This window comes from Ruegeria sp. HKCCA5929, assembly GCF_013034525.1.
GTDB lineage: Bacteria > Pseudomonadota > Alphaproteobacteria > Rhodobacterales > Rhodobacteraceae > Ruegeria.
The window spans coordinates 116,017-143,013 of sequence record NZ_WQGE01000002.1 but is presented as its reverse complement, the minus strand read 5'-3'; the positions used below and the strand labels follow the sequence as shown (position 1 = coordinate 143,013).

The following is a 26,997-nucleotide window of genomic DNA, read 5'->3' as shown; positions in this document are numbered from 1 at the left end:
GGCGCAAGGGGATCAAAGCTGATCAAGACCGGCCGCCTGCATCAGACGCGCGCTTTCCTCGGCCAGCAAACGCTCCTCTGCCGCGCCTTTGACGGGCACTTTTCCGACCTCAAGAAACAACGGAGCAGACAAAGGGGATACACGATCCAGGCGGAGCAGATCCACACGGTCGCCGATCCGGTCCAGCATGGCTTCGATCCGGCCAAAATCAACCAGTCCACGCATGGCTTCTTCACGGGTGATCTGCATCAGCAGGTGATCAGGATCGTATTTCAGCAGGGTATCGTAAAGGATGTCAGACGAAAACGTCGCCTGCCGCCCGCTTTTCTTTTGTCCCAACGTATTGCGTTCGATCAGGCCCGCTATGGTGGCAGAGGCCCGAAAGGTGCGTTTCATCACGGCATTGCCAGCCAGCCAGGTGTCCAACCCGTCGCGCAGCGCGTCGCGTTGAAACAACGGGGTAGGGTCGGTGACAGCATCCAGACCCCAGATAAGCGTGGCGTAGTCAGTCGCAACAAAGCCCATCGGGGCCAAGCCGGTATCTTCCATCCGTTTGGTTAGTAGCAGGCCGAGTGTTTGCTGCGCGTTGCGGCCGGCGAAACCATAAACGCATAGATGTTCCCGGCCGTCGCTTGGAAAGCTTTCGATCAGCAAGCGGTCGCGCTGGGGCAGGCGCGAGATCTGCCGCTGCAAGGCTAACCAATCCGCAGTATGAGAGGGCAGTTGCGGCCAGTCCCTTTGGGCAAACATGCGCAGAATGCGGTCGCTGAGCTGGGTAGAGGTCGCGAATTTTGTGCCCGAGAAGGTCGCGATCTTAGGCTTGCGATCAGCGCGGCGGCTGACCTCGACCACCATTTCGCGAAGGCCCTCATATCGCACGATTTGCCCGCCAATCAAAAAGGTGTCGCCGGGCGTTAATGAGGCTGCAAAAGCTTCCTCAACCTCTCCCAACGGCTTGCCGCCCCGGCTGCGTTTAAGGCGCACCTTCAGAGTGTCTGTGTCTTGAATCGTCCCCAAATTCATACGAATGCGCGAAGCTGCGCGGGGATCACGCAACTGCCATTGCCCGTCGGCACGCTGTTGCAACCGCTGCCAGCGGTCGTAGGCCCTGAGTGCGTAGCCGCCGGTGGCACAGAAATCGAGACACGCGTCAAACGCGGGCTGGGCCAATCCTGCAAAAGGTCCGGCAGATGACATCTCGGTGTAAAGGTCATCGGCGTCGAACGGTCCGGCACAGGCGGCAATCAGGATGTGTTGGCACAAGACATCGCGAGGGCCGGGACCACGCGGTTCACCATCCAGATCATGGGCTTTTGCGGCCTCCAGCGCGGCGATGCATTCGACCACCTCAAACCGGTTGGCAGGCACCAATAGGGCCTTGGAAGGCGCGTTATAGCGGTGGTTGGCGCGTCCGATCCGTTGCACCAGACGTTTGACGTTCTTTGGTGCGCCGATCTGAATCACCAGATCCACATCGCCCCAATCAATGCCCAGATCCAAAGAGCCTGTGCAAACGATGGCGCGCAAATCCCCCCGGACCATCGCAGCCTCAACCCTCTCACGCTGTTGCCGGTCCAGGCTGCCGTGATGGATGCCAATCGGCAGGCCGTCGTCGTTTGCCAGCCAAAGGTTGTGAAAGAAGATTTCGGCCTGCGCGCGGGTGTTGTGAAAGATCAGCGTAGTTTTGTGTCGCCGGACCTGTTCGAGCACGGCGGGGATCGCATAGGCCGCGCCACCACCGGACCAAGGCGGCATCTCGACCGTTTCCAACATTCGGATGTCCGGGTCCGGGCCGGGATCTGCTTGCACGATTTGGCATGAGTCAGGATGGCGGGCCAGAAAACGGGCAATTGCACCAGGGTCCTCGACCGTGGCCGACAAACCAACGCGGCGCAGATCGGGGTTGAGGCGCTGCAGACGCGCCAAGGCCAGCATAAGCTGATCACCGCGTTTGCTTTCTGCCAACGCGTGAATTTCATCAACGATGATCCGCTGCACCCCATCAAACATACGTGACGCATCCTCGTAAGAGGTCAAAAGGGCCAGACTTTCGGGCGTTGTCAGCAGGATATGAGGCGGATCTACGCGTTGGCGTTTCTTTTGAGTGGCTGAGGTGTCGCCTGTGCGATCCTCGATCCGGATGGGCAGGCCGATTTCGTCCACAGGCGTACGCAGATTACGTTTAATGTCCGCCGCCAGTGCCTTGAGGGGTGAAACATAAATCGTATGCAGCCCGCGATGAAGGCCGTCAGAAAGCTCTGTCAATGTTGGCAGAAACCCGGCCATGGTCTTTCCGCCACCCGTCGGCGCGATCAGCAAGGTCGCGGGGTCTTGCGCCCGGTTGAACATCTCATGCTGATGCGGGTGAATGGACCAGCCTTTGGCGGAAAACCATGTGCCAATCCGAGCGGGAATCTGCGTCATGAACACAGATTACCCGCCCGGCGGAGGAATTGGCATGGCGTTATTTGACGATTTTTTCGTCTTTTACGAACATGTTGGCCCAAGCACGGTCGATCAGTTCGGGGCTCATCTGATAGGGGATGCCTTCGAACTCGCAGATCGAGATCATCTGATCGATCAGGAAGATCGGCTGATAATTTGCGTAGATGTTGTTGATGGTCGGGTATTTGACCTTCAGCAGGTGCACCAGCGCTGCCTCATCCAGCGGCATTCCGCGTTTGCGGGCCACCATGGCAAAGATTTTCAGGAAGTTTTCCTGGTTCGGACCGTCGATTTTGATTTTGAAGAAGATCCGGCGCAACGCCGCTTGGTCGAAGATCTCGTTCGGGTGGAAGTTGGTCGAGAAGATGACCAGCGTGTCAAATGGCACTTCGAATTTCTCACCCGATTGCAGGCCAAGGATATCCTTGTTCTCTTCAAGCGGAACAATCCAACGGTTGACCAGCGCCTGCGGCGGTTCGGCCTGACGGCCAAGGTCATCCACGATGAAGATGCCGCCGGTCGATTTCAGCTGCAGTGGGGCCTGATATGTGCGCGCGGTCGGGTTGTAGACTAGATCCAGCATGCTCAGCGACAGTTCACCACCGGTCACAACCGTGGGTCGTTCACATTGGACGTAGCGCGAATCAAATCGTTTGCGGCGACGCAGGCTGTTGGGGTCGTCTGGCTCTTGCTCGATCGCAGTGTGTACGATCGGATCATAGACGGTGATCACCTGACCGGCATATTCGATGGCGTAAGGCACATAGACGTTGTCCCCAAGCGCGTCGCGAATACCGTTCGAAATCGAGGATTTACCGTTACCCGGAGGGCCGTACATAAGGATCGACCGGCCCGCGCTGACTGCAGGGCCCAAGTGGTCCAGCAGACTGTCGGGCAGAACCAGATGACCCATTGCACCAACCAGTTGCTCTCGGGTGACTTGGATGTTGCGGATAGACTGGCGTTTGACCTGCTCGCGATACACGTCCAGCGGAACAGGCATTGCGCCGAAATACTCTGACTGGCTGAGCGCGTCCAATGCACGGGCCTTGCCGGCATCGGTCAGCTGATACCCCATCTCGTTACCACTGTTGGCATTCAGTGTTCCGGTCGCTTCCAGCAGCTTCTGGTCACGTGCTATGTCGACCAATTCTTGCGTTACGGAACCGGGCAGACAGATGGCTGCTGCGATTTCGGAAACTGTGCTGGCATTTTTGCGGAAGACGGTTTTCAGCAGGATGTCCCTCATCATCACCAGCGGAAGTCTCATTTCACCCAATCCCTTAGGGGTAGGAGGGGCCATAACTGCGGAAGTCTGCATATTCATGCGCGTTGCTCGTTCGTCAAATTGTCACGCCAAATGCCCGAATGGGGGCGGTTTGGAGAAAAAGTGACCCAGCTTTGTGGCGGGACAAAGGCAATCGCAAGGCGTGCTGATGATAGTTTACGATCCGAGAACAGTGCCCAAAATCAGATACATGGCCAGTGAGCCTGCCAGAGCCAGACCCATTGGGAACTGTTTGCCACGATCCCAGCTTTCCCAATGTGGTGCAATGGCCCGCAGCGGTGTGTGCTTGGCCAGCCGATGTGTGACAACAGCAGCCAGAATGCAGGCCATAAGGATCATTACGATAACCATGAAGTCGTTCGACCAGAGAAAGGCTGACGCTGCCGCCATAAACTTGGCGTCACCTGCGCCCATGGCTCCTGCAGCATTTAGAATGATGCCTAATAGCAAAACCACAACGATATGAAGCAGTTGCCAGCCATAAACCGGTAGCGACACAGACAAAGGCCCCAGACTTCCGCTGAGCCATTCCGAGGACCAGGGCGGAAGTGCGATCAATCCAACCACCACAAAGACGAGCGCCAGCGCGTAAACTGCGTGGTTTTTGATCCGCATGTCACGCATATCGGTGAAGGCTACATAAAAACAGATCGGCAGCACAAACGGCAAAAACCAAGCCGCGGCGGCTGCGGGGATGTGCATGTATCAAGCCCCTTCAAGCGCACGAAGCGAGCGGACCGCTTCGTCAAAATGCTGCGGATGGGTTGCGATCGCTTCGCGGAACAGGTTCTTGGCGGTTGCCACGTCGCCTTGTTTGACCGCCGAAATGGCCATCGTGTTTAGCAGCCGTGCGCGTTCGATCTGGCTCATCGGAACGACGGGCAAGCTATAGTTTCCCTGTGCCGACCGGGCGAGGACCAGATTGTTTTTGGCAGTGAACAAAGAGCTGTCCTGACGGATGGCATCAGTGAACAGGCGTTCGGCCTCGGCATATTGACCGCGGGTCAGTTTTGAATAACCCCAGTTGTTCATCACGCTGCCTGGCCGAGTGGTCAGACCGACAGCGGTTTCATAAAAGTGATCCGCCCGCTTCCATTCTTTGCGTGAATCCGCGACCACCGCTTCAAGGCGATACCGTTTGAAGGTTTCAAGGGTAGGTGGAACGGAATCCAGAACGGACTTGGCCTGTGTCCAGTCACCGTTGCGTACCAATGCATCTGCGTATTCGACTTTGTCAGAGGCGTTCGTACCCTTCATCGTCGTCACACGTTTCCAGGCGGCGGCGGCTTCGGTCGTGCGTTTTGCCCGGCTTAGAGAAACCGCCAGTCCGCGCTGAAGATCGATCCTGTCGGGGTTCTTGAGCGCGGCGCCCTGAAAATAGGTCACAGCCTCATTTGGGTCAGCTGCGGACAGTAGCACATCGTTCAGGTTGGTTTCGTCAATGACGTTCACCTCTTGAAAGGTGCGTTCAACCTTTTCCTCTTCGGTTTCCTGTGCACAGGCCGAAAAGATCAGACCGCTGAAAATGACAGTCGGAATCAAGAATTGCTGGCGCATTTTTGCGTCCTTTACTGCTCTTGCCTCAATTACTGGATCTTGCGGAGCGTAAATTGCCCATCGCCCTGCTGTTCCAGCGTGTATTCTTGTTCTTGAACAGTAGTATTAACAGGATTTTCCATTTTTGCGAGTGCTAAGCGCAGATTGTCCCGGATTGCGTCACTTTCGCCATTGTCCAACGCAAACGCCCGTTGAAACACCTGTGCGGCCTCGGGGTATTCCTGTTTTTCCATCAGCAGAACGCCCAGATTGTTCCAGGCAACCGGCCAGTCAGGGTCGTCCTCTACAGCGCGGCGCAGCAGCGTTTCAGCCTGGCCCAGTCGTCGCAAGCCAAGATTTGCCGTTCCCAGAGACGTCAGGATCTGCGTCGTCATGCCCTGATCCAGGGCCGCGCGGGAAAAAGACTTCAATGCCAGTTCATATTCTCCGGCGGCCATTAGTCTGTTGCCAACCGCCATGCTGTCTTCGGCTTGGGCGTTGTGATCAACACCCGGTGCATCCAGGCCGTTCGATGACGGCCCTTCCGTGCAGGAAACCACCACAGCGCAAACCGTGGTGGCCCAGAGTATTCGGCGAACCCCGAAGGGGAAGCACCTGAAGTCAGTTTTCATAGGGTTCTATCCGCCCTAGCGACCAAAACTCGAAATGACGTTTGCCGACGGGCCGACCAGAATGATCAGCAGTGGCGGAACTGTCAGCATCATTGTGACAAGAGTCATCTTGGTCGGCAACTTGTTAGCAGCTTCTTCGGCGCGCATGACCCGTTTATCGCGCATCTCGCCAGCGTAAACCCGCAGCGCTTCGGCAATGGATGTACCGAACGTGGCCGATTGGATCATAACGGTGACAAATGAGGTCACATCCTGGACCCCACACCGCGTGCCAAAGTCCCGCAGAACCGTGTCTTTGTCCTTACCGGCCTTCATTTCGTGGGCGACGATTTCGAACTCCTGCGCAATTTCCGGGTAAGATGTATTCATTTCGCTGGCGACACGCACGATCGCCTGATCCAGCGATTGTCCGGCTTCAACGCAAACCAGCATCAGGTCAAGCGTGTCTGGAAAGCCTGCGGTAATCGCTTCCTGCCGCTCGGCCACCCGGCGTGTGATCCAGTATTTGGGAGCATAATAGCCAATTGCAGCTGGAACAAACACCCGGATTATCATCTGTTGACCGGTGAATTCCTGACCGCTGGAAAAGACCGTAATCAAAAGTACTCCGACCAGGATGCCAATAATGCCCAGCGCAAACTGCGCAAAGTGGAAAAACCGCACCGAGTCCTTTGATCGATACCCAGCCTGACGCAGCTTCAACTCAACCGCCGAATATTCTTCCTCGTTCTTAGGCTCAAGGAAGTTTGCGAATTTCTCAAGCTGTTCGTTGCGGCTTGAATTACGCAAACGCTCTTTCTTGTCTTTGGTCTGCTTTTTGGGGGCAACGTTCGACCGTTGCAGCTTTTTCAGCGGGTCCTCAGGCTGATTAATCATCAGCAACACGGCCACGATAATCAAAAGCAAGCCGAGGATACCCACAGCTATGAGCGGCCCAAACTCACCCAAGTTCTGGGTCAAAAGGTCATTGATTCGCGTCAGAAATTCCATTGGCTGTCCTCAGACCTTGATGTTGGTGATGATCTTCATGACAATCAGGTTCAGCGTCAGAAGTATGCCGACTACGAAACACGCAGGGATAAACCAAGGGTGGTCCATAACGTCGTCGTAGTACCCGGGATCCTTGACTAGGATGAAGATCAAACAGGCGACGGGAAAGCCGGACAGAAACTTGCCGGACCACTGCGCTTCGGCGGTGATGGCCTTTACCCGGCGGAAGAGGCGGAAGCGAGCCCGGATCACTTGGGCGAGGCCGGCCAGAATTTCAGCCAGGTTACCCCCTGATTGCTGCTGAATGCCAACAGCCACGGCCAAAAAACGTAGATCCTGCATGTCCAAGCGCTCGGCCATGTCTTTCAACGCCTCGCCAACGTCGCGGCCATAGGCGCATTCGTCCGCAATGACCCCAAATTCGGTGCCAAGCGGATCCTGAACTTCATTCGCAACCACTTGAATGGTCGAAACAAACGGGTTGCCGACGCGCAGCGAGCGGACCATCAGTTCAACCGCGTCAGGCAGTTGTTCTTCGATCATACTCATACGTTTCTTGGCCTTGTGATTGACCCACGCGTAAACGCCGCCGATACCAATCGCGATCGAGATTGCTGCCCGCAGCGCGGTGTCTGTGGCTGTACCGATGCTCAGCCCGACAAAAGCGACGCCGGACACCCAAGCCATGATCATGATCAACTGGCGAGGTGAAAATGCAATCGCCGCCTTCTGAGCCTTGTCCGCGAGCAGGGAGTACAAGGGGATGCTTTGCGATTTCATATGCTGCTGCATTTCTTTGCGCAGCTGTTCCAGCACCTGTTCGCGCCCGGCACCCTTTTCCAACATGTCCAGGCGGCGATTTACTCGGCTGTTCAGGCTGATGGACTTGCCAAAGGCGACAAGATAAATCCCTTCAACCAGGGCAAGAACCCCCACAAAGATGGCGACATAGATGATCGCCTCCATAGGCAATTGCATACCCGGTTCTCCTACATTGTGGTTGGGTCGTAGATCGACGCAGGCAGATCAAAGCCCCAAAGACGGAAGCGTTCCGAATAGTGGCTGCGCACGCCGGTTGCGGTGAAATGTCCGATGATCTTATTGTCGGGTGTCAGGCCAACACGTTGAAAACGAAAGATTTCCTGCATCGAAATCACATCGCCTTCCATGCCCGTAATCTCGGTGATCGAGGTCATGCGGCGCGAACCGTCCTGCAGACGGCTTGCCTGTACGATCAAGTTCACAGCGGACGAAATCTGGCTGCGGACGGCCTTGATCGGCATTTCGATCCCGGCCATGGCGATCATGTTTTCCAGACGCGAAATCCCGTCACGGGCCGAGTTGGCGTGGATCGTGGTCATTGATCCATCGTGGCCGGTGTTCATCGCCTGCAACATGTCGATCACTTCCGCGCCACGCGTCTCACCCACGATGATGCGGTCAGGGCGCATACGCAGGGCGTTTTTCAGGCAGTCGCGCGGGCTGACTTCGCCTTTGCCTTCTACGTTGGGCGGACGGCTTTCCATCCGACCCACATGTGTCTGTTGCAGCTGAAGTTCTGCCGTATCCTCGATGGTCAGAATACGCTCGGCATCATCGATAAAACTGGAAAGCGCGTTCAGCGTCGTGGTTTTACCCGAACCGGTACCGCCGGAAACAATCACGTTCAGGCGGGTTGACACTGCGGCTTGCAAATATGCGGCCATTTCTTCGGTGAACGCGCCGAAATTGACCAGATCGTCGATGCCAAGCTTGTCTTTCTTGAACTTACGAATCGAAACCAGCGATCCATCCACGGCAATGGGTGGAACCATGGCGTTAAAACGCGATCCATCCGCCAGTCGGGCGTCAACGTAAGGGTTTGATTCGTCGACACGACGGCCCACAGCGGACACGATCTTGTCGATGATCCGCATCAGGTGTTTTTCGTCCTTGAACGTAATGTCGCTGAGTTCCAGCTTACCGGCGCGTTCCACGAAAATCTGTTGGGGGCCGTTCACCAGAATATCGTTGACCGTATCGTCCTGCAGCAGAGTTTCGAGCGGGCCGAGGCCCGTCACCTCGTCATACAGTTCCTTGTTCAACTGCGACCGGTCTTCGCGGTTCAGAACAATATTCCTGGTTTCCAGCACCTCACTGGCAATTGCGCTGATTTCAGCACGCAATTCAGCTTCGCCCGCGTTTTCCAACGCGGCAAGGTTCAGGTTCTCCAGCAGTTCCCGGTGCAGTTCGATTTTGATCTCGCCCAGCCGTTCCTTGCGTTTGCGATCACGATCAGAACCCGCAACCTCGCCGGGTTTCTTCTTTTGGGGTTTGCGTGCAACCGCAGTCGTAGTCGCGGGGGCCTCTGCAACGGGCGCTGCCGGCTCGGCAGTTTGTGCCGGCGTTTTCACGGGCTGTGCAGCGGACGGTTTTTTATATCTTGAAAACACGGCAGGTACCCCTTTGGTAAGTTGTTACGCAGCTTCTTCGGCGCTGCTGCTACCAAGGCTGTGAAGCGATTTCGCCAGTTTCGCGATTTCCCGGCGCAATGGATTTTTGGCGGCCGAGTTTGCCAGCGGGAGACCGTGGTCACCGCTTTGCATGACTGGTTTGCCCCCGTCGGGCAATTGCAGATCAATTGAGATACCAAGGCTTTCGCCCATACGCTTTACCCGGCTCTTACCGTTGAGATCGGTAAACTTGGGCGCGCGGTTCAGCGCAAAGCGCAGTTTGTTGAACGGCAGCTCTTCTGCTTGCAACGCGCGTTTCAAACGCAGTGCATTCTGAGCAGAACGCATGTCCAGTTCGATCATAGCGAAGTACACATGTGCTGCCTGCAGCACAGTTTCTGACCACAGGACCAGCGTTTTGGGCATATCTACGATCACGTAGTCAAAATGCGCACGGGCCATGTCAATGACACGCTGAATATCGTCTGGCGTAATCAGATCCAAAGGCACCATGTCGGACGGCGCTGTCAGTACTTGTAGCTTTTCTTCATATGTTTGAAGGGCTTGTGAAAAAACTTCATTGTCCATCGACTCTGTGTCTGACAACATCTCAAAGACCGTTTCGCGCCGCGGAAGATCCAGATAGGTGGACACGGTCCCGTACTGCAGATCCAGATCGATCAGGCAAACAGACGGTGCATCCTTGTCCGACGCGCAGGCAAGCTCCCAGGCCAGGTTGACGGCCATAGTGGTCGCGCCCACACCGCCAGCCAGCCCGTGTACGACGAACAACGCTCCTTCCTTTGAGTCCCCTTTGGCCAACGGCACTGCGGCGGCCTGTGCGACTGCGACGGGGTCAGGCTGCTTCATGCGCTCAATCGCTTCCTGCAATTCACCTTCTGGAAGCGGGTAGGGGACGAATTCGTCAGCGCCCTTACGCAGCAGTTGATGCAGCGAGGCGGGAGTTACATCCTCGGCGATCAGGACAACTTTGATCTTCTTTTCCTTGGCTTGTGTGATGATCTCACCCATCAGCGAGAGACTGTCTTCATCCTCGCCGTCGATAGCCAATGCTACGAATTCAAGTGTTTCAGCTTCTGGTTGGCTAAAAAAGGCCAGCGCCTCGGCAAAGCCCAGATCACCCCAACGCTCTCCCAGAATGGCCTCCATGTCTTCGATCAAAAGATCGAAATTCTGGACATCCCGGCTGATGGTGCAGGCCAAAATTGCTGTTTCGTCATCTTGCGGCGTCGCGCTGGTCATAAACACTATCCTCGTCGTGAGGGCTCAGCATGTCATATGAACGAAATCCGCCAAATTGATGTGCTGTCGCCCCAATACGGTCAAATTTGGCCGCAGGTCACCCTATTGTTCACAATGTTGCTTTGAAGTTGGGCGAGAATTGGGCGCAAAAGAACCAATTGTAGGGAAATGGGCGACGATGCCGCCCATTCCGGATGAATTATCCACTTTATTCGGATACTTCCGTGGTGCTGGAGTCGATGTAGCTCTCGCGCGTGGCGCTTTCGACGTATTCGCGGTAGATGACGGCGGCATACTTGCCGTCCAACTTCTGTATGCGGCCATCAACGAAGCCAGAAACTTCAGTCACGGTTCGGCGATTCCTGCGGTCGCGGTTTTGCGTTGCAATCAAAGGTTGGCTTTTGCCGAACGAAACGACGGCTTCAAGCCTGGATCTTGAAATCCCTTGTTGCACCAGAAAGTTAACTGCAGATTGCGCGCGGCGGAGACCAAGGCTTTGGTTGTAGCTGGTCGAACCCACAGCGTCTGTATGGCCGTAAACCCGGAAGCGAGCTTCAGGGAACTGTTTGATCCAGTCAGCTTGCTGTAACAAGATTCGCTGTGCTGACGCGTCCAGCTGTGAACTGTTAAATGCAAAATTCACCTGACTCGGCACATCAGCGGCAAAGCGACGGCTCAGAATCTGAGCGTAAGTCAGTTCACCATTCAGGACCTGCGTGTTGTTCAGTGTCGCGTTGCCAAAAGCACCCTGATCAGCTTCATAGCCAGCCTCACGGGTACATGCCGAGACGGCGACCGTAAGACCCAGTGTAATGATCCACTTGTTCATTGGTCTGTCCTCCTCATCAATCTAAGACGTAGCCGTAAGAGCTTCCGAAGCTCTGTTTGGCAACTTCGGATGCAGCACCTGCGCCCGTGCGGGTCGTGCGCGCGGTTTTCCCATTCAGGAACAGATCAAATTCACTGGGAGGTTTGACGCGATCAGTTGGTAGCGCCAGCGCTTCACCCCGGGTCGGAGACACCAGATGCGCGGTGACAATGACCACAAGTTCACTTTGGTCACGTTGAAAATTAGCGCTACGGAACAGGGCTCCCAGAATTGGAACATCTCCAAGCCATGGCACTTGATTGGCCTCGTCCACAAAGTTGTCCTGCAGAAGCCCTGCGATGGCAAAACTCTCCCCGTCGCGCAATTCAACTGTGGTTTTGGCTTGACGCACGATAAAGCTCGGAACGGTGTCTCCGTTGATCGTGAAGTTCGAGCCGGGATCGATGCTTGAGACCGATGTGCCCATCTCCAGATTGATCAGGTCACCGTCCACAACCCGCGGAGTAAACGCCATCTGAACGCCGAAAGGCTTAAACTCGATCGTAACGACGCCGTCATCCTGCGGAACAGGGATCGGAACCTCACCACCAGCCAAGAAGGTTGCTTCCTGCCCGGAAAGCGCTGAGAGATTGGGTTCAGCGAGGCTGCGAACAAGGCCCTTCGTCTCGAGCGCTTGCAGCAGCAGGTTGACCTGGGCTGAACCGACACCGAAACCAAACAACAAGACGCCATTTTCAACCTGAACAGGGGGAACAAGGTTCTGCGGATTGAAACCACCGACAAAGTCAGTGCCGTTAATGGAAAGCGTCGAAGAAAGCTCTTTTGCGACCGAGCGATTCATCTCGGCAAACCGAACCTTCAGCATAACCTGCTGAACGCCACCGACCGACATCAGGTTCGAAACGCGCTCCGGCGCGTAGCGTTCGGCTAATTCCAGCGCGCGTGCCAGTTTGGCCGCGCCTGAAACTGTCCCGGACAAGACGATGCCATCATTTGCTGTCCGAACTTCAATGGGTTCATCCGGTAGAATCTGACGCAGACGTTCTTTAAACTCTGTAACGTCGGGCGAAACGCGTACGCGTACGTTGGCCAACAAGTTGCCGGCCCCGTCAAACAGGGTTAGCGTCGTCAGGCCGGGGGCCTTGCCCAGAACATAAATAGTTCGATCCGATAATGACGAGATATCCGCAATGCCCGCATTTGCAATGCTGAGCTCGGCAAAGGGTTGCTCGCTTTCAACGACGATTGCGCGGTTCATGGGGACATCCAGTGTTTCCACTGTACCCTTTTTTACCACGCGCAAAGTTTCAGCCCAGGCGGCGTCGCCAACCGGACTTACAACAAGCGACAACCCCAGCAGGGTTGCGCTGATCCAGGAACGTATTGTCATGTGACCTGCCTCTCCGATCACGCCTCGTTTTTTTGGGTCTTATGCCCTATAGGGAAATAGACTGCGCGAATTCCAAATTTATTGCAATAATCAATGGTTTCTGGAATGTTCCTTATGTGGAGAATTGGCAACAATCATAAAAAAAGAGCCGCACCCAAGGTACGACTCTGATCTTGTAAGGTTCTGAATTGGCGTCAGTTTGTGCAGGGAATTGGCACGTTGACGATCTCACCGCCGCGTCTGATGCGGGTTGTGCAAACCTCTTCAACCTTTTTCTCTGGTTCAGGGGCAGCAGCTTGAATACCAAGCAGCTTGCGCTGGTCGACCTCGATCGTTGACGCAACAGATTCATCAGCGACGCCAACCAATGCCAAGGATAGACGCCCTGAATTCTGGGCTTGGGCCAGCGCGGCGACCTGTTGAGGAGTCACCGCAACAGTGACAGTTCGCGCGATTGTCGTGTTGGCTACGTCTGAACCTGCTGTTTGGTCGACTGCGATCAGCTGTACATTGGTTTCGATCAATTTGGTAATACCGCCACTGCCATTTCCTTCAATGGTACCGCTGGTGCCGGTCCAGTAAATGTCAACATTGTCACCTGGGCGCAGAAAGCCGGAAACACCCGAGGCAACATCGACGCTGATTGCGAAGGCCCGCATTCCCTTTTCCAGGCGCGAGGTCAGCCCCGCCTTTTCACCGGGTTCGGTGATTTTGACAGCCATGATCGCTTCGTCTTTTTCCATCGTTCTCAGAACGAAACGCTCAGTAGGGCCGCTTTCAGGGAACAATGCGGTGAGTTCCGAGAAAGTGCCTTCCGGAATCGCGTTTTCCGGCCAGTCCACAGCACGGATGTCTTCTTGGGTCAGACGTTCGCCATATTTCAGCGCACGATTCGACACATAGACAGTTACCGTTGGAATCACCTCGACCTGGGCATTGGCCAGAGCCTCTTCTGCGGCCAGTCTTTGACGGGCAAGCTCGTTCTGGTAGGCCGAGATATAGTTGCGCGCCATATAGACTGCGCCACCGGCCAAAGCTACGCCGACAATCAGGACAAGTCCGAATACCGCTCGCATGCGAGTACCTCTTTATTTTGTTTTGTCGAACACTAAACGGCCAATAGGTCGTTTTGAAACAGCCTATGTCTTAAAAGCAAATTGTGTCGAAATGTGGGACAAATATGTCTGTTTATCAGTTTCGCCGCCAAAATCCGCACAATTTTTTGCTCGAGCCGTTAGGCCATTCGAGCGGGATAGGTTCGCGGCGGACGCAAAAACGCCACGTCCTAAAGGATGTCGCGTTTTTTTTCGCGCCGATAACCGTGGCCAGCTTAGACTGCTTTAGGCAAAATGCGGCCGAGCTTTAGCTTCCGCCACCTGCGGTGCCCTCTGTTACAAGGCCACCGGGCGTGCTGTTCGAGCCGGTGCTGACGACAGATGTACTCATGGCTTCGTTGACGTTGCCGCCCAAGCCGTCAACGCTTGAGCTGATGACAAAAAAGGTCGCGCCCGACAATCCTATGAGCACAGCAGTCAATACCACCCAATCAACTGTCACAGCGCCCGCTTCGTCGGACTTAAACCGATTTATGAACCTGAGCATGCGTTTCTCTCCAATACGTAGATCATTTCAGTGTTTTTTTAAAAGTCGTCGATAACTAGTTCATCTGCATGGCGGAAATCGGGCCAAAAATTGATTTCGAAAAAACGCAGCCCTCTCAGCTTACCGGATGCTTTATTGATGCGGCCTGTCCTGAAATTTGATTGCAAATACTGTGGTGCGAGCCTCAGCGCGGCACGCACACATGGGTCACCAGCCGACGTTCAAGTTGTTTGGTCTTGCGAGTGATCACAAAAAAAGACCGCGCCAAAAGGCGCGGTCCCGATACCTTACTAAAGCAAAAGCTTAGTTGGTGCCTTCGCCAGTGATACCACCGGTGGTGGTGTTGCTGCCGGTGCTCAGCGATGCAGCATTCAGCGCGGTGTTTACGTCGGTCGCCAGACCTGTGGCACCTGCCGAAATCTGGTTGTATGCAACGGCGGCCAGGCCGATGACTGCTGCGGTCAGAACAACCCAGTCAACTGTTACTGCGCCGTCTTCGTCTTTGCGGAAGTTCTTGATGAACTTGATCATGTTACGTCCCTCCTAAAGGATCTAAATAAGTCTAATGAACCTCGGCGTCTTCCAGAGCTTCCTCTCTCAGTCCGCTCCCGTCCGTCTCGGTATGCATCTATGTTTGCCTGTGAGGCGTGGCAGGAATTGGGCCAAACGCAGATTTTTTTCCGTGCAACTTAACTTTTTGGTTAGAAAATTCGTAACCAATTGAAAAATAACAAATAAAAAATCAATTGATTTGCTTCGCACTTCCCTGGGCGGTGCAAAATTGCGTCAAATGAGGCGAAATTGCCCCATTTCGCTTTGTTTTTCTGGCGTTGCGCGAAGATTCGGGGTTCAAATCGCCTAAAAAGAAAACATGAGGCAGGCAAATGAATCTCCGGACCGCACTCCAATGCGCCGGTGTACTGGCGTTTCTCGTATCGGGTGTCGCATCAGTAGATGCGACCGAGGTTGAACCGCGCGGCGTGTACAAACGGATCAAGGCACCCCAACCGGGGCAGCGCCCTAGGGTGACTGTACAGATTACTGCAGAAGAACATGCGACGCAGCCCTCAGCACCCAGTACAGGGGCTGAGATTTCGGTGCCTGAAGTTATTGCGCGCACCGAAGTTGCCCAACCTGTTCAGCCGGATTTGAAGCCTAAGCGTGATCCTAAAGGCTCGTACAAGGCGTTTTGGGACAGGATCTCGCCAGAGATCGCCCAAGGTGGGGCCGGGCGCCTGGATGCAGCTATTTCCGCCCTTGCTGCTACCAACGTCCGGTCGCCCCGCCTGCAAACGCTCCAGAACATTGCGCAGCAGCAGGGCAAAGAGATTCTGCGTTCAACTGTTGGAACGAATGTTTCTCCCGCTCTTGTCCTGGCAGTGATCTCGGTCGAGTCGGCAGGACGGGTAGATGCGATCAGTTCCGCAGGCGCGCAGGGCCTTATGCAGCTCATGCCCGCCACGGCAGCTCGTTTTGGTGTGAAAGACAGCCTTCAGCCAGACCAGAACATCGCCGGGGGTGTGAAATACCTCAATTGGCTGATGGAAGAGTTCGGGAATGACCCGATTCTGGTTTTGGCCGGGTATAACGCGGGTGAAGGGGCCGTGCGCAAACATAGTGGCGTTCCGCCTTACACGGAAACCCGCGACTACGTGCCCAAGGTTCTGGCGGCATTCCAGATCGCAAAGGCCTTGTGTGCCACGCCGCCCGATCTGATTTCTGACGGTTGCGTGTTCCAGACCTCAAACTGAATAAGGCCCGCCTTGATTCGGCGGACCTTTGTTCTTTTAAGAAACAAGTGTCGCTTGGGTCGCAGCGCGCATCTCGTCTTCGCTGACCCCATCGGCCAATTCGACGATCTTCAGCCCACCTTCGACCACATCCAGCACACCCAGATTGGTGATAATGCGATCGACCACGCCTTTACCTGTCAGGGGTAGGGTGCATTCTTTCAGTACCTTGCTGTCGCCGTGCTTGTTGGTGTGATCCATCACAACGATGACACGGCCGACACCAGCGACCAGGTCCATCGCGCCGCCCATGCCTTTCACCAGCTTGCCGGGAATCATCCAGTTTGCCAGGTCGCCTTTTTCATCCACTTCCATTGCGCCCAGGATCGCCGCAGCGATCTTGCCGCCACGGATCATGGCAAAGGATGTGGCGCTGTCGAAATAGGCGGTGCGGGACAGTTCCGTGATCGTCTGTTTGCCCGCATTGATCAGGTCCGGGTCTTCTTCGCCTTCGAACGGGAAGGGGCCCATGCCCAGCATGCCGTTTTCGGATTGCAGGGTGATGTCCTTGTCACCCACATAGTTCGCCACCAGCGTCGGAATCCCGATGCCGAGGTTCACATACATGCCGTCTTCCAGTTCCTCTGCCGCGCGCGCGGCCATCTGATTGCGGTCCCAGGGCATTATGCGTCCTCCTTCTTGCGGGTGGTGCGTTGTTCGATGCGCTTTTCGTGATCGCCCTGAATGATGCGATGCACATAGATGCCGGGCAGGTGAATCGAATCCGGGTCAAGTGAGCCGCGCGGAACGATCTCTTCTACTTCGGCTACGCAAATTTTGCCGCAGGTCGCCGCAGGCACATTGAAATTACGGGCGGTCTTGCGGAACACGAGGTTTCCGGTGTCATCCGCCTTCCACGCCTTAACGATGGCCAGATCGGCAAAGATGCCTTCTTCTAGGATGTAGGTCTCGCCGTTGAAGTCTTTGTGTTCCTTTCCATCGGCGATCACGGTGCCCACACCGGTTTTGGTGTAAAACCCCGGAATACCAGCGCCGCCGGCGCGCATCCGTTCAGCCAGAGTACCTTGCGGGTTGAATTCCAGTTCCAACTCACCGCTCAGATACTGGCGCATGAATTCTGCATTTTCGCCGACATATGAGCTGATCATCTTTTTGACCTGCTTGGTCTGCAGCAGGATGCCGATTCCGAAATCGTCCACACCGGCATTGTTCGATGCAAAGCTCAGGTCTTTGACGCCCGAATCCTTGATGGCCTCAAGCAACAACTCCGGTATGCCGCACAGGCCAAACCCGCCTGCGGCAATTAGCATGCCATCCGAAAGCACTCCGTCGAGCGCTTCAGAGGCATTGGCATAGACTTTCTTCATGGAAAACTCCCCCAATGACATGGTGATGGGCAGGTTGTGCCGCCACGTCATGGGGAAGTCAATGAAACCAAGGGGGTGTTGGTATTTCTACCTATTCCGCCGCCTTCTTGGTTGTCTTCTTGGCTGCCGCCTTCTTCTTTGGGGCTGCCTTTTTCTTGGTGCCCTTCTTGGCGGCGCGTTCGTTCACCAGTTCGATGGCCATTTCCTGCGTCACGTCTTCGGGCTTGATGTCCTTGGGAATGGTCGCATTGACCTTCTCCCACTTCACATAAGGCCCATAGCGCCCGTCCAGAACCTGCATCGCGCCGCCATCGGGATGTTCACCCAACTCTTTCAACGGTTTGGCAGCGGCCCGACGTCCGCGCCCTGGATTGGCGCGTTTTTCGGCCAGCATTTCAACGGCACGGTTCATGCCGATCTCGAACACATCGTTTGGATCTTTGAGATTGGCGTAAACCGGCTTTGCCTCTTCCGGCAGTTGGTGCATCAGGTAGGGGCCAAACCGCCCGAAATTCGAGCTGATCATGCCGCCTTCCGGGTGTTCGCCGATCTGACGTGGCAGGGACAACAGCGTCAGTGCCTTGTCCAGATCCATGTCATCCTTGCTCCAACCACGCGGCAGAGAGGCGCGCGGTGGCTTCTTGTTCTCGGGCGTGGGTTCGCCGCGCTGAACGTAAGGACCGAAACGACCGGATTTCAGCCAGATCTCATCGCCTGCATCTTCGCCCAGCAAACGTTCATCCCCTTCGGCACCTTCACCCGCGATGGGGCGCGTATAGGTGCATTCGGGGTAGTTGCCGCAACCGACGAAACCGCCCGTGCGCGAGGTTTTGAGATGCAGTTGGCCGGTACCGCATTTCGGGCATATGCGCGGATCCGATCCATCCTCACGCGGCGGGTACAGCTGAGGCGCCAGCGCTTCGTCCAGCTTGTCCAGTACTTCGGAAATCCGTAGCTCGGATGTCTCTCCGATAGCGGCCGAGAAATCGCGCCAGAACTTGCCCAGCAGGTCTTTGTAATCACGGTCCCCGGCGCTGACGTCATCCAGCTCTTCTTCCAGATTGGCTGTGAATTCATAACCCACATATTGCCGGAAGAAGTTCAGCAAGAAGATCGTAACGATCCGGCCCTTTTCTTCGGGGATTAACCGGTTCTTGTCCTTGCGCACATATTCCCGGTCCTGAATCGTCGTCACGATCGAGGCATAGGTTGACGGACGCCCGATCCCAAGCTCTTCCATCCGCTTAACCAAGGTGGCTTCGGTATAGCGGGGCGGCGGTTGGGTGTGGTGTTGCAACGCCAGAACGGCCTCGTTCTCGGACAGGATCGCGGCTTTTTCTTCGGCTTTCGCGAACTGATCTTTCAGTGAGGTTTTGGCAAAACGTGCCGGATCGCCTTGCATGATCTGCGGCAAGCGCTTTTCGTCGTCATCGGCTACATCGTCGCGACCTTCTTCATAAACGCGCATGAAGCCATCAAACAGAACCACTTGACCGGTGGCACGCAGGCCGACTTGCCCGTCATCGCTGCCGATCTCGACGGTGGTACGTTCCAACCGGGCGGCGGCCATCTGGCAGGCAATAGTGCGTTTCCAGATCAGGTCATAAAGTTTGCGCTGATCCTCATCGGTGACCTTCAGTGCCTTGGCATCGCGTGACATATCCGTTGGGCGGATACACTCGTGCGCTTCCTGTGCGTTCTTTGCCTTGTTCTTATACATGCGCGGGCTGTCTGGCACATATTCGGCGCCATAGCGGTCCGCGATTGTATCGCGGGTCGCGGCCACGGCCTCGGGGGCCATGTCGATGCCGTCGGTTCGCATGTAGGTAATGTACCCGGCTTCATATAACCGCTGCGCCACCTGCATCGCGTGGCGCGCACCCATGCCGAACTTGCGGCTGGCCTCTTGTTGTAAGGTTGACGTCATGAACGGCGCGCTGGGGTTGCGGGCTGCCGGTTTCGCTTCGACCGAGGTGACGCTCAGCGCGCGGCTGGTGATCGCCTGCACCGCCAGTTCCGCCTGCGTGGCGTTGGCCAGATCGTGTTTATCCAGCTTTTTCCCGGCTAGCGTAACCAGACGGGCCTCATAGGTCTGGCCGCGCGGTGTTTCGAAAAGCGCTTTAACCGACCAGTATTCAACCGGCTTGAACGCCTCGATCTCCATCTCGCGTTCAACGATCAGGCGCAGACAGACCGATTGCACGCGACCGGCGGACTTTGCTCCGGGCAGCTTGCGCCAAAGGACGGGAGAAAGGTTGAAGCCCACCAGATAGTCCAGCGCACGGCGTGCCAGATAGGCCTCGACCAGCGGCATATCGACCTCACGCGGGTTCTGCATTGCCTGGGTGACGGCTTCTTTGGTGATGGCGTTGAACGTTACGCGGCTGACCGGCGTATCTTTCTTGATCGAACGGCGCTTGGTCAGAGCTTCTTGCAAGTGCCAGCTGATCGCCTCGCCTTCACGATCAGGGTCGGTTGCAAGGATCAGCGCGTTGTCTTCTTTCAGCGCGTCAGCGATGGCTTTGACATGCTTGCGGCTGTCATTGCCAACTTCCCATTTCATGGAAAACTCATGCTCGGGATCAACCGATCCATCCTTCGGAGGAAGGTCCCGCACATGGCCGTAAGAGGCCAAAACGGTGTAGTCGGGGCCGAGATATTTGTTGATTGTTTTTGCTTTGGCCGGAGATTCTACAACAACTACAGGCATTTAAGGGGAAACCTCGCTCGACGAATTTGGCGCCTTCTATGGTGATGCAAAATGTGTGGGGCAAGCGGGAATTGTCAATGCGTTCCTTTTGCAGGCTGAAAAGCAACGTGATTTCAGGCAACTATTACAGCTCTCGTGCCGTTAGATAGGCCGATGCCATGGTCTCGGTGGGCGGTTCGATCAGCCTGCCAGCGACAGCAGACCTCCGGGCTGGCGCTGGATTCGTCCATCCAGTTCCAGATCGACCAATGCGGGGCCAAGCTCACCAGCCGAAGCCGCAATGTCGCGAAGCAATTGGTCTTCTGCGATAGGTGAGGGGCCGAGCCGTTCGAGGATTTGAACGTGCAAGTCTTGGGACCTTGGTGCGGCGGGGGTAGGGGGCTGATCAGGCTTACGTGACAGCAGACTGTCTTTTTGCGGCAGGGCTTCAATCACGTCCTCTGCCGACCGCACCAGAGTAGCACCATCCCGAATCAACAGATTGCACCCGGCTGCCCGCGCGTCAAAAGGGTGGCCAGGAACGGCCAGAACCTCGCGCCCCTGATCCAACGCATCGCGCGCCGTGATCAGACTGCCGGACTTGGCTGCAGCCTCGACCACGATTACGGCCTGCGCAAGGCCCGAGATGATCCGATTCCGACGAGGGAAGTGCCGGGCCTGAGGTGTCACGCCCATCGGTTGTTCCGACAGGCGCAGCCCGTTGGAGGCGATGTCATGGGCCAGTTCTGTATTCTCTGCCGGGTAAATCACATCCACGCCGCCCGCCATGACAGCAATGGTGCCGGAAGTCAGGGCTGCAATATGCGCTGCCGTATCTATTCCTCGGGCCAGGCCAGAGACAATGACATGTCCTTTGCCGCCTAAATCGGTCGCCAACCCTCGGGCCATCCGTGCGCCAAGCGAGGAACAGTTTCGCGCGCCGACCATTGCAATAGCTGGTTGCTGCAGCAGAGATACGTTGCCGATCGCCCACAGCATCGGGGGCGCATCGTTCAGATCATTCAAGGCTGCTGGGAAATCAGCGGACCCAAGGCACAAAAGCCGCGCTTTGGCGGCTTTTGCGGCCTTGAGTTCCGCCTCGATCACGCCGGGGGGGCAGATTTCATACCCTTCTATTCCGGCGGCGCGTGCCATTTCGGGCAGCGCAGCCAGCGCGTTCTGCGCCGAGCCATGTTCTCGTAGAAGCCGGCGAAACGTCGCCGGACCAACCTTGCGAGAACGCAAAAGGCGAAGCCACGAAAACCTGTCCTCTTCCGTGGTGGGTGGGAGTGGGGGGTGATTGGAAGAAAGCTGCTCTTCGGTCATCCGGTGCTCCGCCTTGTTGCAAAACTGGTTTACAAGAGGGCGGGTTAACAGCCTGTAAATCGTAGAAAATTAAAGGCATATTTTTTCGAACGTGCTGTCAAAAACTCCCTAAAGCGTTGGAAAATATGCATTAAAATAAATTCGGATACCCCAGCGCAGAATGAGGCTTGCGGTCAGAGGGTAAGGCGTACAGGTGCAAGGTTAACCCTGCACCCGTGTTTTCCATACTTTTCCGACTCAGGCCGCTGAGCCGCCTACGGTCAGACCGTCCATCAGCACAGTTGGCTGTCCGACCCCCACCGGCACCCATTGTCCATCCTTGCCGCAGGTGCCCATACCGGGATCCAGCGCCATGTCGTTGCCAAGCCCCCGGATCCGTTTCAAAGCAGACGGTCCGTCACCAATCAGTGTAGCTCCTTTGACGGGTGCGCCGATCTTGCCGTTCTCCACTCGATACGCTTCGGTGCAGGAGAAGACGAACTTGCCGTTGGTGATGTCCACCTGTCCGCCGCCGAAACCCACGGCCCAGATGCCGTCCTTTATATCCGCGACCAAGGCCGCAGGGTCAGCCTCCCCTCCCAGCATGATCGTATTGGTCATACGCGGCATGGGTTTGTGCGCGTAGCTCTGCCGCCGCCCGTTGCCAGTGGGCGCAACTCCCATCAGACGCGCGTTCTGACGGTCCTGCATGTAGCCAGTCAAAATGCCATCCTCAATCAGCACTGTGCGCGAACTGGGTGTGCCTTCATCATCCACGGTGATCGAGCCTCGGCGGTCAGCAATCGTGCCGTCATCGACTACGGTTACACCTTTTGAGGCGATCTGCTGTCCCATGAGACCGGCAAAGGCCGAGCTGCCCTTGCGATTGAAATCTCCTTCCAAACCGTGGCCGATGGCCTCGTGCAACAGAATACCCGGCCAGCCTGGGCCCAGCGCGACCTCCATCACCCCTGCAGGGGCTGGAACCGCATCAAGATTGACCACCGCAATGCGCAACGCTTCACGGGCTTTGGCCTGCCAGTCCTTCGGATCGATCAACCCGCTCAGGCCAACGCGGCCACCGCCACCTGCCGAACCACTTTCGCGGCGTCCGTTCTGTTCAACGATCACCGAAACATTCACACGCGTCATCGGGCGCACATCCCGCACCATCACGCCGTCAGGGCGCAGAATCTCGACCTCTTGAACAGCGGCTGAGATCATAGCGCTGACCTGCACCACACGCGGGTCCATATCGCGGGCAAAGGCATCGATCTCGCGCAGGGTTTCGATCTTGACCGGAAACGCGGCAGAGTCGATGGGATCTTCGTCGGTGTAGAGCCGCGTGTTGGTGGACCGGGGTGCCTCGGCCAGCGTCCCACCGCCGTCCCCAACGGCCAGCCGCGCGGTCTCGGCCGCGCGTTTCAGAGCGGGAATCGACACATCTGTGGAATGCGCGTAACCGGCCACTTCGCCTTGAACTGCGCGCAGCCCGAATCCCTCGGACGCATCGTAAGACGCGGTGCGCAGACGTCCGTCATCAAACACCAAAGACTCGGATTTGCGACGCTCGACAAACAGTTCTCCGTCTTCCGCCCCGGCGGTCGCCGATTGCAGAATAGATAACGCCTCATCATGCGGAAGGGCGCTTTCAAACGGGCGAAACGGGGCGTCGGACATGGGTTGTGACCTTTCGGGTTTGATCCAGATCAAAAATAGCGTCTGTTTGACGCAAGCATTTTGCTTTATCTACCCGACGGAATATGGTTTTTAACGCGGCCAAAGACAACGGGAGAGGTGCGACCGATTCACACCTTTTCGCCAGGGACGCAAAGATCAAACGATCAGGACAGAACATGAAGAATGCTTTGATGCTTTCAGGGTTTATGACAGCCCTCTCCAGCCTTCCCGCCATGGCTCAGGAGCTTGAGATTATTGGCAAGCCGGTCGATGGCGGCATGGGCTTCCAGCCTGCGGCCACAAGCTTGGCCGATGGTATTCAGCGGCTGGACACAATGATTCTGGTGATCATCACCGTGATCTGTCTGTTTGTTGCGGGCCTGCTGCTTTACTGCATCGTACGTTACAACCAGCGTGCAAACCCGACCCCGGCGCGATTCTCGCACTATACCCCGGTCGAGATTGCCTGGACCCTCGGTCCGATCCTGATTCTGGTCTTCATTGGCGCTTTCTCGCTGCCGGTTCTGTTCAAGCAACAGGAAATTCCCGAAGGTGACATCACCATCAAAGTTGTGGGCAACCAGTGGTACTGGACCTACGAATATGTCGATCACGACTTTGCGTTCGACAGCTACTTGCTGGGCCACCCGGCCACATTGGACGAAGGTGCGCGCCCTGCAGATGCGGACGTGACCCCGTTTGTTCTGGATGACGCCATGCGCGCCAAGCTGGCAGATGCGGGTTACAGCGACGACGAATGGCTGCTGGCCACCGATACCGCAGTGGTCGTACCGGTTGGCAAGGTTATCGTGATGCAAGTGACCGCATCCGACGTGATCCATTCGTGGACCATCCCGTCCTTTGGCGTGAAACAGGACGGCGTGCCCGGACGTTTGGCTGAACTGTGGTTCGAAGCCGAGAAAGAAGGCGTTTATTTCGGTCAGTGTTCCGAACTCTGCGGCAAGGACCACGCCTATATGCCGATCACCGTCAAAGTGGTCAGCCAGGAAGCTTACGACGCATGGCTTCAGGGCGCGATCGACGAATATGCGGGTCTGCCGCAAAGCTATCAGGTCGCCTCGAACTAACTGAGCGACATGGGCGGGGATAACCCCTCCTTGGACATGACGCAGGCTGCGCGGGTAATCGCGCAGCTTTCGCCCCAGAAGGACCGGAAATGACCGACGCAAGCATCAATGCCAGCACTGCGACCGCCCATGCGGACGAGGCCAGCTTTGGCGATTACTTCGCTCTGCTGAAGCCGCGTGTGATGTCTCTGGTTGTTTTCACCGCGCTGGTCGGACTGCTGGCGGCACCCGTTTCCGTGCATCCTTTCGTTGGCTTTTGCGCCATTTTGTTCATAGCGATCGGCGGTGGAGCGTCTGGTGCTTTGAACATGTGGTGGGACGCAGATATCGACCGCGTGATGAAACGCACCAAGGGTCGCCCGATCCCTTCCGGCAAGGTGGAAGAGGGTGAGGCGCTGGCGCTTGGGCTGGCTCTTTCGGGCCTTTCCGTGATCATGCTGGGTCTTGCAACAAACTGGTTTGCAGGCGCGTTTCTGGGCTTCACGATTTTTTTCTACGTTGTTGTCTACACAATGTGGCTCAAGCGTTCGACGCCGCAGAACATCGTCATCGGCGGTGCCGCTGGTGCGTTCCCGCCCGTTATCGGCTGGGTTGCTGCCACCGGCTCGATGACGGTTGAGCCCTGGCTGATGTTCGCCCTGACCTTCATGTGGACTCCACCGCATTTCTGGGCGTTGGCTCTGTTCATGCGCTCGGATTATGATGACGCGGGTGTTCCGATGCTGACCGTTACACATGGCCGTCGCGCCACACGGTTTCATATCCTGGTCTACACCGCTCTGCTTGCAGTGCTGGCTGTCGGCACGGCGTTCTCGAGTATCGGTGGCCCGGTTTATCTGGCGGTTGCGCTGGTGCTGAACGCCCTGTTCCTGCGCGGAGCTTGGCAAATCTCGCGGCGGACCGAAGAGGATTCCGAAGCCGATAATTTCAAGGTTGAGCGCAGCTTTTTCAAACTGTCGCTGCTCTATCTCTTCCTGCATTTCGGCGCCATTCTGGTTGAGGCTTTGCTGAAACCCTATGGCCTGGGAGGCTGGTCATGAGCCTGCGCAAGAACCATGAGTTGCATCAGCGACGCTTCAGCCGCAATCTGGGTGTTGGTCTGACACTGGCCGCCTTTATCGTAATTATTTTTGGGCTGACGGTTGTTAAGGTCTCGGGCACGGATTTCGGTATGGCACCACAGGAGGTTCAGAACTGATGGCTTTGACAGGTCCCCAGAAAACGGTTGCACAGACTGTTGGTGTGGTCATCCTTATGGGCAGTCTGGCTTGGGCAGCTGTACCATTTTATGACTGGTTCTGTCGGGTAACGGGTTTTGGCGGCACCACGGGTGTAGCTGAGTCAGCGCCCGAAGACATTCTGGATCGCACCATCACCGTCCGGTTTGACGCCTCTAAGGCCAAGGGCATGGCTTGGGAGTTCAAACCGATTGAGCGTGAGATGGAAGTGCGCATCGGCGAAACCGGGCTTGCCTTCTACGAAGCATACAACCCAACCGACCGGCCGATTGCGGGCCAAGCCTCTTACAACGTCGCCCCCTATTCGGCGGGTGGGTATTTCCAGAAAATCGCCTGTTTCTGCTTTGAAGAGCAGGTGCTGCAACCCGGCGAACGTGTAGAGATGCCGGTGACCTTCTTCGTCGACCCGGAACTGGTCGACGATCTTGAAGCAAAGTATGTTCATACGATCACGCTGTCGTATACATTCTACGAAATTGACCTGCCCGAGGGCTATGCCGCCCTTGAAACGCAGGCAGATACAAACACGAACTAACGCCTGTAGGTGAGGGACGCTGATGGCACACGCTAAAAACCACGATTATCACATTCTGGCCCCGTCGATCTGGCCTCTGATCGGAGCCGTTGGTGGCTTTGTGATGCTGTTCGGGGCCGTCCTTTGGATGCATGGCCTTACGCCGTGGATGTTCTGGGCCGGTCTGGTCGCGGTGCTGTACACCATGTTCGCATGGTGGTCAGAAGTGGTTGTTGAAAGCCGTCAAGGCGATCACACGCCCGTCGTCCGCATCGGTTTGCGTTATGGTTTCATACTGTTTGTGATGTCCGAAGTGATGTTCTTCTTCGCTTGGTTCTGGTCGTTCTTCAAGCATCGCATGTATCCGATGTACGACTATGCGGGCACTGAGTACATCCAGCCGGACATTCATGCGGTTGACCCCTTCCACCTGCCGCTGATCAACACTCTGGTCCTGCTTTTGTCGGGCTGTGCGATCACCTGGGCACACCACGCGCTGGTGCATGATAATGACCGCAAGGCGCTGATCAACGGTCTGGCCATCGGTATCGTACTGGGTCTGCTGTTCACCTTCCTGCAGGCCTACGAATACTACGAGTTGCTGGCCCACGAAGGCTGGGAATTCGGCGGCGATCAGTTCTATTCGAACTTCTTCATGGCAACCGGTTTCCACGGCGCGCACGTGATCATCGGGACAATCTTCCTGACGGTCTGTCTGATCCGTGCTCTTAAGGGCGACTTTACCCCCGAGAAGCATGTGGGTTTTGAGGCGGCGGCCTGGTACTGGCACTTCGTTGACGTTGTCTGGCTGTTCCTGTTCTTCGCCGTCTACATCTGGGGCCAAGCCCCGCTGATGTAATGCCGATCAGGTAATCCAATTGGAAAAGCCGCCCTTTGGGGCGGCTTTTTCTCTGTTCTGGGCACAAGATTGCGCCCGATACAATTGCGTGGTTGCATT

25 protein-coding genes are annotated in these 26,997 nt (G+C 56.2%); 6 read left to right on the top strand and 19 right to left on the bottom strand.

Translation table 11 applies throughout. The annotated features are described in order from the left end of the window. Positions 1 to 12: 12 nt before the first annotated feature. The 14 genes from GOV90_RS05465 to GOV90_RS05400 form a co-directional block, all read right to left on the bottom strand. The gene (locus tag GOV90_RS05465) at positions 13 to 2,424 is read right to left on the bottom strand and encodes a ligase-associated DNA damage response DEXH box helicase (RefSeq protein ID WP_171094184.1); all 2,412 of its coding nucleotides are present in this window, start codon (positions 2,422 to 2,424) and stop codon (positions 13 to 15) included. 40 nt (positions 2,425 to 2,464) lie between these two features. Then, on the bottom strand, positions 2,465 to 3,772 hold the full coding sequence (locus GOV90_RS05460) for an ATPase (RefSeq protein ID WP_171094183.1): 1,308 nt from the start codon (positions 3,770 to 3,772) through the stop codon (positions 2,465 to 2,467). A gap of 117 nt (positions 3,773 to 3,889) precedes the next feature. Further along, complete coding sequence (locus GOV90_RS05455; RefSeq protein WP_171094181.1) at positions 3,890 to 4,435, bottom strand: prepilin peptidase; 546 nt, start codon at positions 4,433 to 4,435, stop codon at positions 3,890 to 3,892. A gap of 3 nt (positions 4,436 to 4,438) precedes the next feature. Next, positions 4,439 to 5,290 (bottom strand): lipopolysaccharide assembly protein LapB, encoded by an 852-nt coding sequence (locus tag GOV90_RS05450; protein ID WP_171094179.1) that lies wholly within the window; start codon positions 5,288 to 5,290, stop codon positions 4,439 to 4,441. A gap of 29 nt (positions 5,291 to 5,319) precedes the next feature. Next, positions 5,320 to 5,901: a tetratricopeptide repeat protein gene (locus GOV90_RS05445; protein WP_171094176.1), complete on the bottom strand. Its 582-nt coding sequence runs from the start codon at positions 5,899 to 5,901 to the stop codon at positions 5,320 to 5,322. 15 nt (positions 5,902 to 5,916) lie between these two features. Next, on the bottom strand, positions 5,917 to 6,891 hold the full coding sequence (locus GOV90_RS05440; RefSeq protein WP_171094174.1) for a type II secretion system F family protein: 975 nt from the start codon (positions 6,889 to 6,891) through the stop codon (positions 5,917 to 5,919). Between the two features lie 9 nt (positions 6,892 to 6,900). Beyond that, positions 6,901 to 7,869 (bottom strand): type II secretion system F family protein, encoded by a 969-nt coding sequence (locus GOV90_RS05435; RefSeq protein ID WP_171094172.1) that lies wholly within the window; start codon positions 7,867 to 7,869, stop codon positions 6,901 to 6,903. An 11-nt stretch (positions 7,870 to 7,880) separates the two neighbouring features. Continuing rightward, positions 7,881 to 9,323: a CpaF family protein gene (locus GOV90_RS05430; protein ID WP_171094170.1), complete on the bottom strand. Its 1,443-nt coding sequence runs from the start codon at positions 9,321 to 9,323 to the stop codon at positions 7,881 to 7,883. A gap of 24 nt (positions 9,324 to 9,347) precedes the next feature. Next, entirely contained in the window at positions 9,348 to 10,586 is a 1,239-nt protein-coding gene (locus GOV90_RS05425; protein ID WP_171094169.1) for an AAA family ATPase, read from the bottom strand. Between the two features lie 208 nt (positions 10,587 to 10,794). Next, the gene (locus GOV90_RS05420; RefSeq protein WP_171094167.1) at positions 10,795 to 11,415 is read right to left on the bottom strand and encodes an OmpA family protein; all 621 of its coding nucleotides are present in this window, start codon (positions 11,413 to 11,415) and stop codon (positions 10,795 to 10,797) included. A 16-nt stretch (positions 11,416 to 11,431) separates the two neighbouring features. Next, complete coding sequence (locus GOV90_RS05415; RefSeq protein WP_171094164.1) at positions 11,432 to 12,805, bottom strand: type II and III secretion system protein family protein; 1,374 nt, start codon at positions 12,803 to 12,805, stop codon at positions 11,432 to 11,434. Between the two features lie 194 nt (positions 12,806 to 12,999). After that, on the bottom strand, positions 13,000 to 13,881 hold the full coding sequence (cpaB, locus tag GOV90_RS05410) for a Flp pilus assembly protein CpaB (RefSeq protein ID WP_171094162.1): 882 nt from the start codon (positions 13,879 to 13,881) through the stop codon (positions 13,000 to 13,002). A gap of 286 nt (positions 13,882 to 14,167) precedes the next feature. Continuing rightward, a complete protein-coding gene (locus GOV90_RS05405) occupies positions 14,168 to 14,407 on the bottom strand; it encodes a hypothetical protein (RefSeq protein WP_171093942.1) in 240 nt (79 codons plus the stop codon). Between the two features lie 303 nt (positions 14,408 to 14,710). Further along, positions 14,711 to 14,938, bottom strand: a complete 228-nt coding sequence (locus GOV90_RS05400; RefSeq protein WP_171094161.1) for a Flp family type IVb pilin — start codon at positions 14,936 to 14,938, stop codon at positions 14,711 to 14,713. A 353-nt stretch (positions 14,939 to 15,291) separates the two neighbouring features. Between GOV90_RS05400 and GOV90_RS05395 the strand changes: the two genes are divergently transcribed. Continuing rightward, complete coding sequence (locus GOV90_RS05395; protein WP_171094160.1) at positions 15,292 to 16,158, top strand: lytic transglycosylase domain-containing protein; 867 nt, start codon at positions 15,292 to 15,294, stop codon at positions 16,156 to 16,158. Between the two features lie 36 nt (positions 16,159 to 16,194). Here the strand turns inward: GOV90_RS05395 and GOV90_RS05390 are convergent, their stop codons facing one another. From GOV90_RS05390 to tldD, 5 genes are all read right to left on the bottom strand, one after another. Then, on the bottom strand, positions 16,195 to 16,821 hold the full coding sequence (locus GOV90_RS05390; protein ID WP_050603192.1) for a 3-oxoacid CoA-transferase subunit B: 627 nt from the start codon (positions 16,819 to 16,821) through the stop codon (positions 16,195 to 16,197). Continuing rightward, positions 16,821 to 17,525, bottom strand: a complete 705-nt coding sequence (locus GOV90_RS05385) for a CoA transferase subunit A (protein ID WP_171094159.1) — start codon at positions 17,523 to 17,525, stop codon at positions 16,821 to 16,823. Before GOV90_RS05385 ends, GOV90_RS05390 begins: the two co-directional genes overlap by 1 nt. 91 nt (positions 17,526 to 17,616) lie before the next feature. Continuing rightward, positions 17,617 to 20,235 carry a type I DNA topoisomerase gene (topA, locus tag GOV90_RS05380; RefSeq protein ID WP_171094158.1) on the bottom strand — a complete coding sequence of 873 codons (2,619 nt, stop codon included), beginning with the start codon at positions 20,233 to 20,235 and terminating at the stop codon, positions 17,617 to 17,619. Between the two features lie 180 nt (positions 20,236 to 20,415). Beyond that, the gene (gene dprA / locus GOV90_RS05375) at positions 20,416 to 21,540 is read right to left on the bottom strand and encodes a DNA-processing protein DprA (protein ID WP_171094157.1); all 1,125 of its coding nucleotides are present in this window, start codon (positions 21,538 to 21,540) and stop codon (positions 20,416 to 20,418) included. Positions 21,541 to 21,777: 237 nt separating this feature from the next. Then, positions 21,778 to 23,199 carry a metalloprotease TldD gene (gene tldD, locus GOV90_RS05370; RefSeq protein ID WP_171094154.1) on the bottom strand — a complete coding sequence of 474 codons (1,422 nt, stop codon included), beginning with the start codon at positions 23,197 to 23,199 and terminating at the stop codon, positions 21,778 to 21,780. Positions 23,200 to 23,375: 176 nt separating this feature from the next. Here tldD and coxB point away from each other — a divergent pair, with 176 nt between their 5' ends. The 5 genes from coxB (at position 23,376) to GOV90_RS05345 (ending at position 26,898) form a co-directional block, all read left to right on the top strand. Next, positions 23,376 to 24,287, top strand: coding sequence for a cytochrome c oxidase subunit II (gene coxB, locus GOV90_RS05365; protein WP_171094153.1), 912 nt, complete (start codon positions 23,376 to 23,378; stop codon positions 24,285 to 24,287). Between the two features lie 89 nt (positions 24,288 to 24,376). Then, positions 24,377 to 25,327: a heme o synthase gene (gene cyoE / locus GOV90_RS05360; protein ID WP_171094151.1), complete on the top strand. Its 951-nt coding sequence runs from the start codon at positions 24,377 to 24,379 to the stop codon at positions 25,325 to 25,327. Next, complete coding sequence (locus GOV90_RS05355) at positions 25,324 to 25,485, top strand: hypothetical protein (protein ID WP_171094149.1); 162 nt, start codon at positions 25,324 to 25,326, stop codon at positions 25,483 to 25,485. Before cyoE ends, GOV90_RS05355 begins: the two co-directional genes overlap by 4 nt. Further along, complete coding sequence (locus tag GOV90_RS05350; protein ID WP_171094147.1) at positions 25,485 to 26,060, top strand: cytochrome c oxidase assembly protein; 576 nt, start codon at positions 25,485 to 25,487, stop codon at positions 26,058 to 26,060. Before GOV90_RS05355 ends, GOV90_RS05350 begins: the two co-directional genes overlap by 1 nt. 22 nt (positions 26,061 to 26,082) lie before the next feature. Further along, on the top strand, positions 26,083 to 26,898 hold the full coding sequence (locus tag GOV90_RS05345) for a cytochrome c oxidase subunit 3 (RefSeq protein ID WP_171094145.1): 816 nt from the start codon (positions 26,083 to 26,085) through the stop codon (positions 26,896 to 26,898). The last annotated feature ends 99 nt before the right edge of the window (positions 26,899 to 26,997 follow it).

Excerpts from the sequence above, each read along its gene's own strand:
- GOV90_RS05425 (WP_171094169.1), bottom strand. The coding sequence starts at position 10,586 with ATGACCAGCGCGACGCCGCAAGATGACGAAACAGCAATTTTGGCCTGC.
- GOV90_RS05460 (WP_171094183.1), bottom strand. The coding sequence starts at position 3,772 with ATGAATATGCAGACTTCCGCAGTTATGGCCCCTCCTACCCCTAAGGGA.
- coxB (WP_171094153.1), top strand. The coding sequence starts at position 23,376 with ATGAAGAATGCTTTGATGCTTTCAGGGTTTATGACAGCCCTCTCCAGC.
- cyoE (WP_171094151.1), top strand. The coding sequence starts at position 24,377 with ATGACCGACGCAAGCATCAATGCCAGCACTGCGACCGCCCATGCGGAC.
- GOV90_RS05445 (WP_171094176.1), bottom strand. The coding sequence starts at position 5,901 with ATGAAAACTGACTTCAGGTGCTTCCCCTTCGGGGTTCGCCGAATACTC.
- tldD (WP_171094154.1), bottom strand. The coding sequence starts at position 23,199 with ATGTCCGACGCCCCGTTTCGCCCGTTTGAAAGCGCCCTTCCGCATGAT.
- GOV90_RS05395 (WP_171094160.1), top strand. The coding sequence starts at position 15,292 with ATGAATCTCCGGACCGCACTCCAATGCGCCGGTGTACTGGCGTTTCTC.
- GOV90_RS05415 (WP_171094164.1), bottom strand. The coding sequence starts at position 12,805 with ATGACAATACGTTCCTGGATCAGCGCAACCCTGCTGGGGTTGTCGCTT.
- GOV90_RS05455 (WP_171094181.1), bottom strand. The coding sequence starts at position 4,435 with ATGCACATCCCCGCAGCCGCCGCGGCTTGGTTTTTGCCGTTTGTGCTG.
- GOV90_RS05435 (WP_171094172.1), bottom strand. The coding sequence starts at position 7,869 with ATGCAATTGCCTATGGAGGCGATCATCTATGTCGCCATCTTTGTGGGG.
- GOV90_RS05355 (WP_171094149.1), top strand. The coding sequence starts at position 25,324 with ATGAGCCTGCGCAAGAACCATGAGTTGCATCAGCGACGCTTCAGCCGC.
- GOV90_RS05400 (WP_171094161.1), bottom strand. The coding sequence starts at position 14,938 with ATGATCAAGTTCATCAAGAACTTCCGCAAAGACGAAGACGGCGCAGTA.
- GOV90_RS05350 (WP_171094147.1), top strand. The coding sequence starts at position 25,485 with ATGGCTTTGACAGGTCCCCAGAAAACGGTTGCACAGACTGTTGGTGTG.
- topA (WP_171094158.1), bottom strand. The coding sequence starts at position 20,235 with ATGCCTGTAGTTGTTGTAGAATCTCCGGCCAAAGCAAAAACAATCAAC.
- GOV90_RS05450 (WP_171094179.1), bottom strand. The coding sequence starts at position 5,290 with ATGCGCCAGCAATTCTTGATTCCGACTGTCATTTTCAGCGGTCTGATC.
- GOV90_RS05420 (WP_171094167.1), bottom strand. The coding sequence starts at position 11,415 with ATGAACAAGTGGATCATTACACTGGGTCTTACGGTCGCCGTCTCGGCA.
- dprA (WP_171094157.1), bottom strand. The coding sequence starts at position 21,540 with ATGACCGAAGAGCAGCTTTCTTCCAATCACCCCCCACTCCCACCCACC.
- GOV90_RS05345 (WP_171094145.1), top strand. The coding sequence starts at position 26,083 with ATGGCACACGCTAAAAACCACGATTATCACATTCTGGCCCCGTCGATC.
- GOV90_RS05385 (WP_171094159.1), bottom strand. The coding sequence starts at position 17,525 with ATGAAGAAAGTCTATGCCAATGCCTCTGAAGCGCTCGACGGAGTGCTT.
- GOV90_RS05405 (WP_171093942.1), bottom strand. The coding sequence starts at position 14,407 with ATGCTCAGGTTCATAAATCGGTTTAAGTCCGACGAAGCGGGCGCTGTG.
- GOV90_RS05465 (WP_171094184.1), bottom strand. The coding sequence starts at position 2,424 with ATGACGCAGATTCCCGCTCGGATTGGCACATGGTTTTCCGCCAAAGGC.
- cpaB (WP_171094162.1), bottom strand. The coding sequence starts at position 13,881 with ATGCGAGCGGTATTCGGACTTGTCCTGATTGTCGGCGTAGCTTTGGCC.
- GOV90_RS05390 (WP_050603192.1), bottom strand. The coding sequence starts at position 16,821 with ATGCCCTGGGACCGCAATCAGATGGCCGCGCGCGCGGCAGAGGAACTG.
- GOV90_RS05440 (WP_171094174.1), bottom strand. The coding sequence starts at position 6,891 with ATGGAATTTCTGACGCGAATCAATGACCTTTTGACCCAGAACTTGGGT.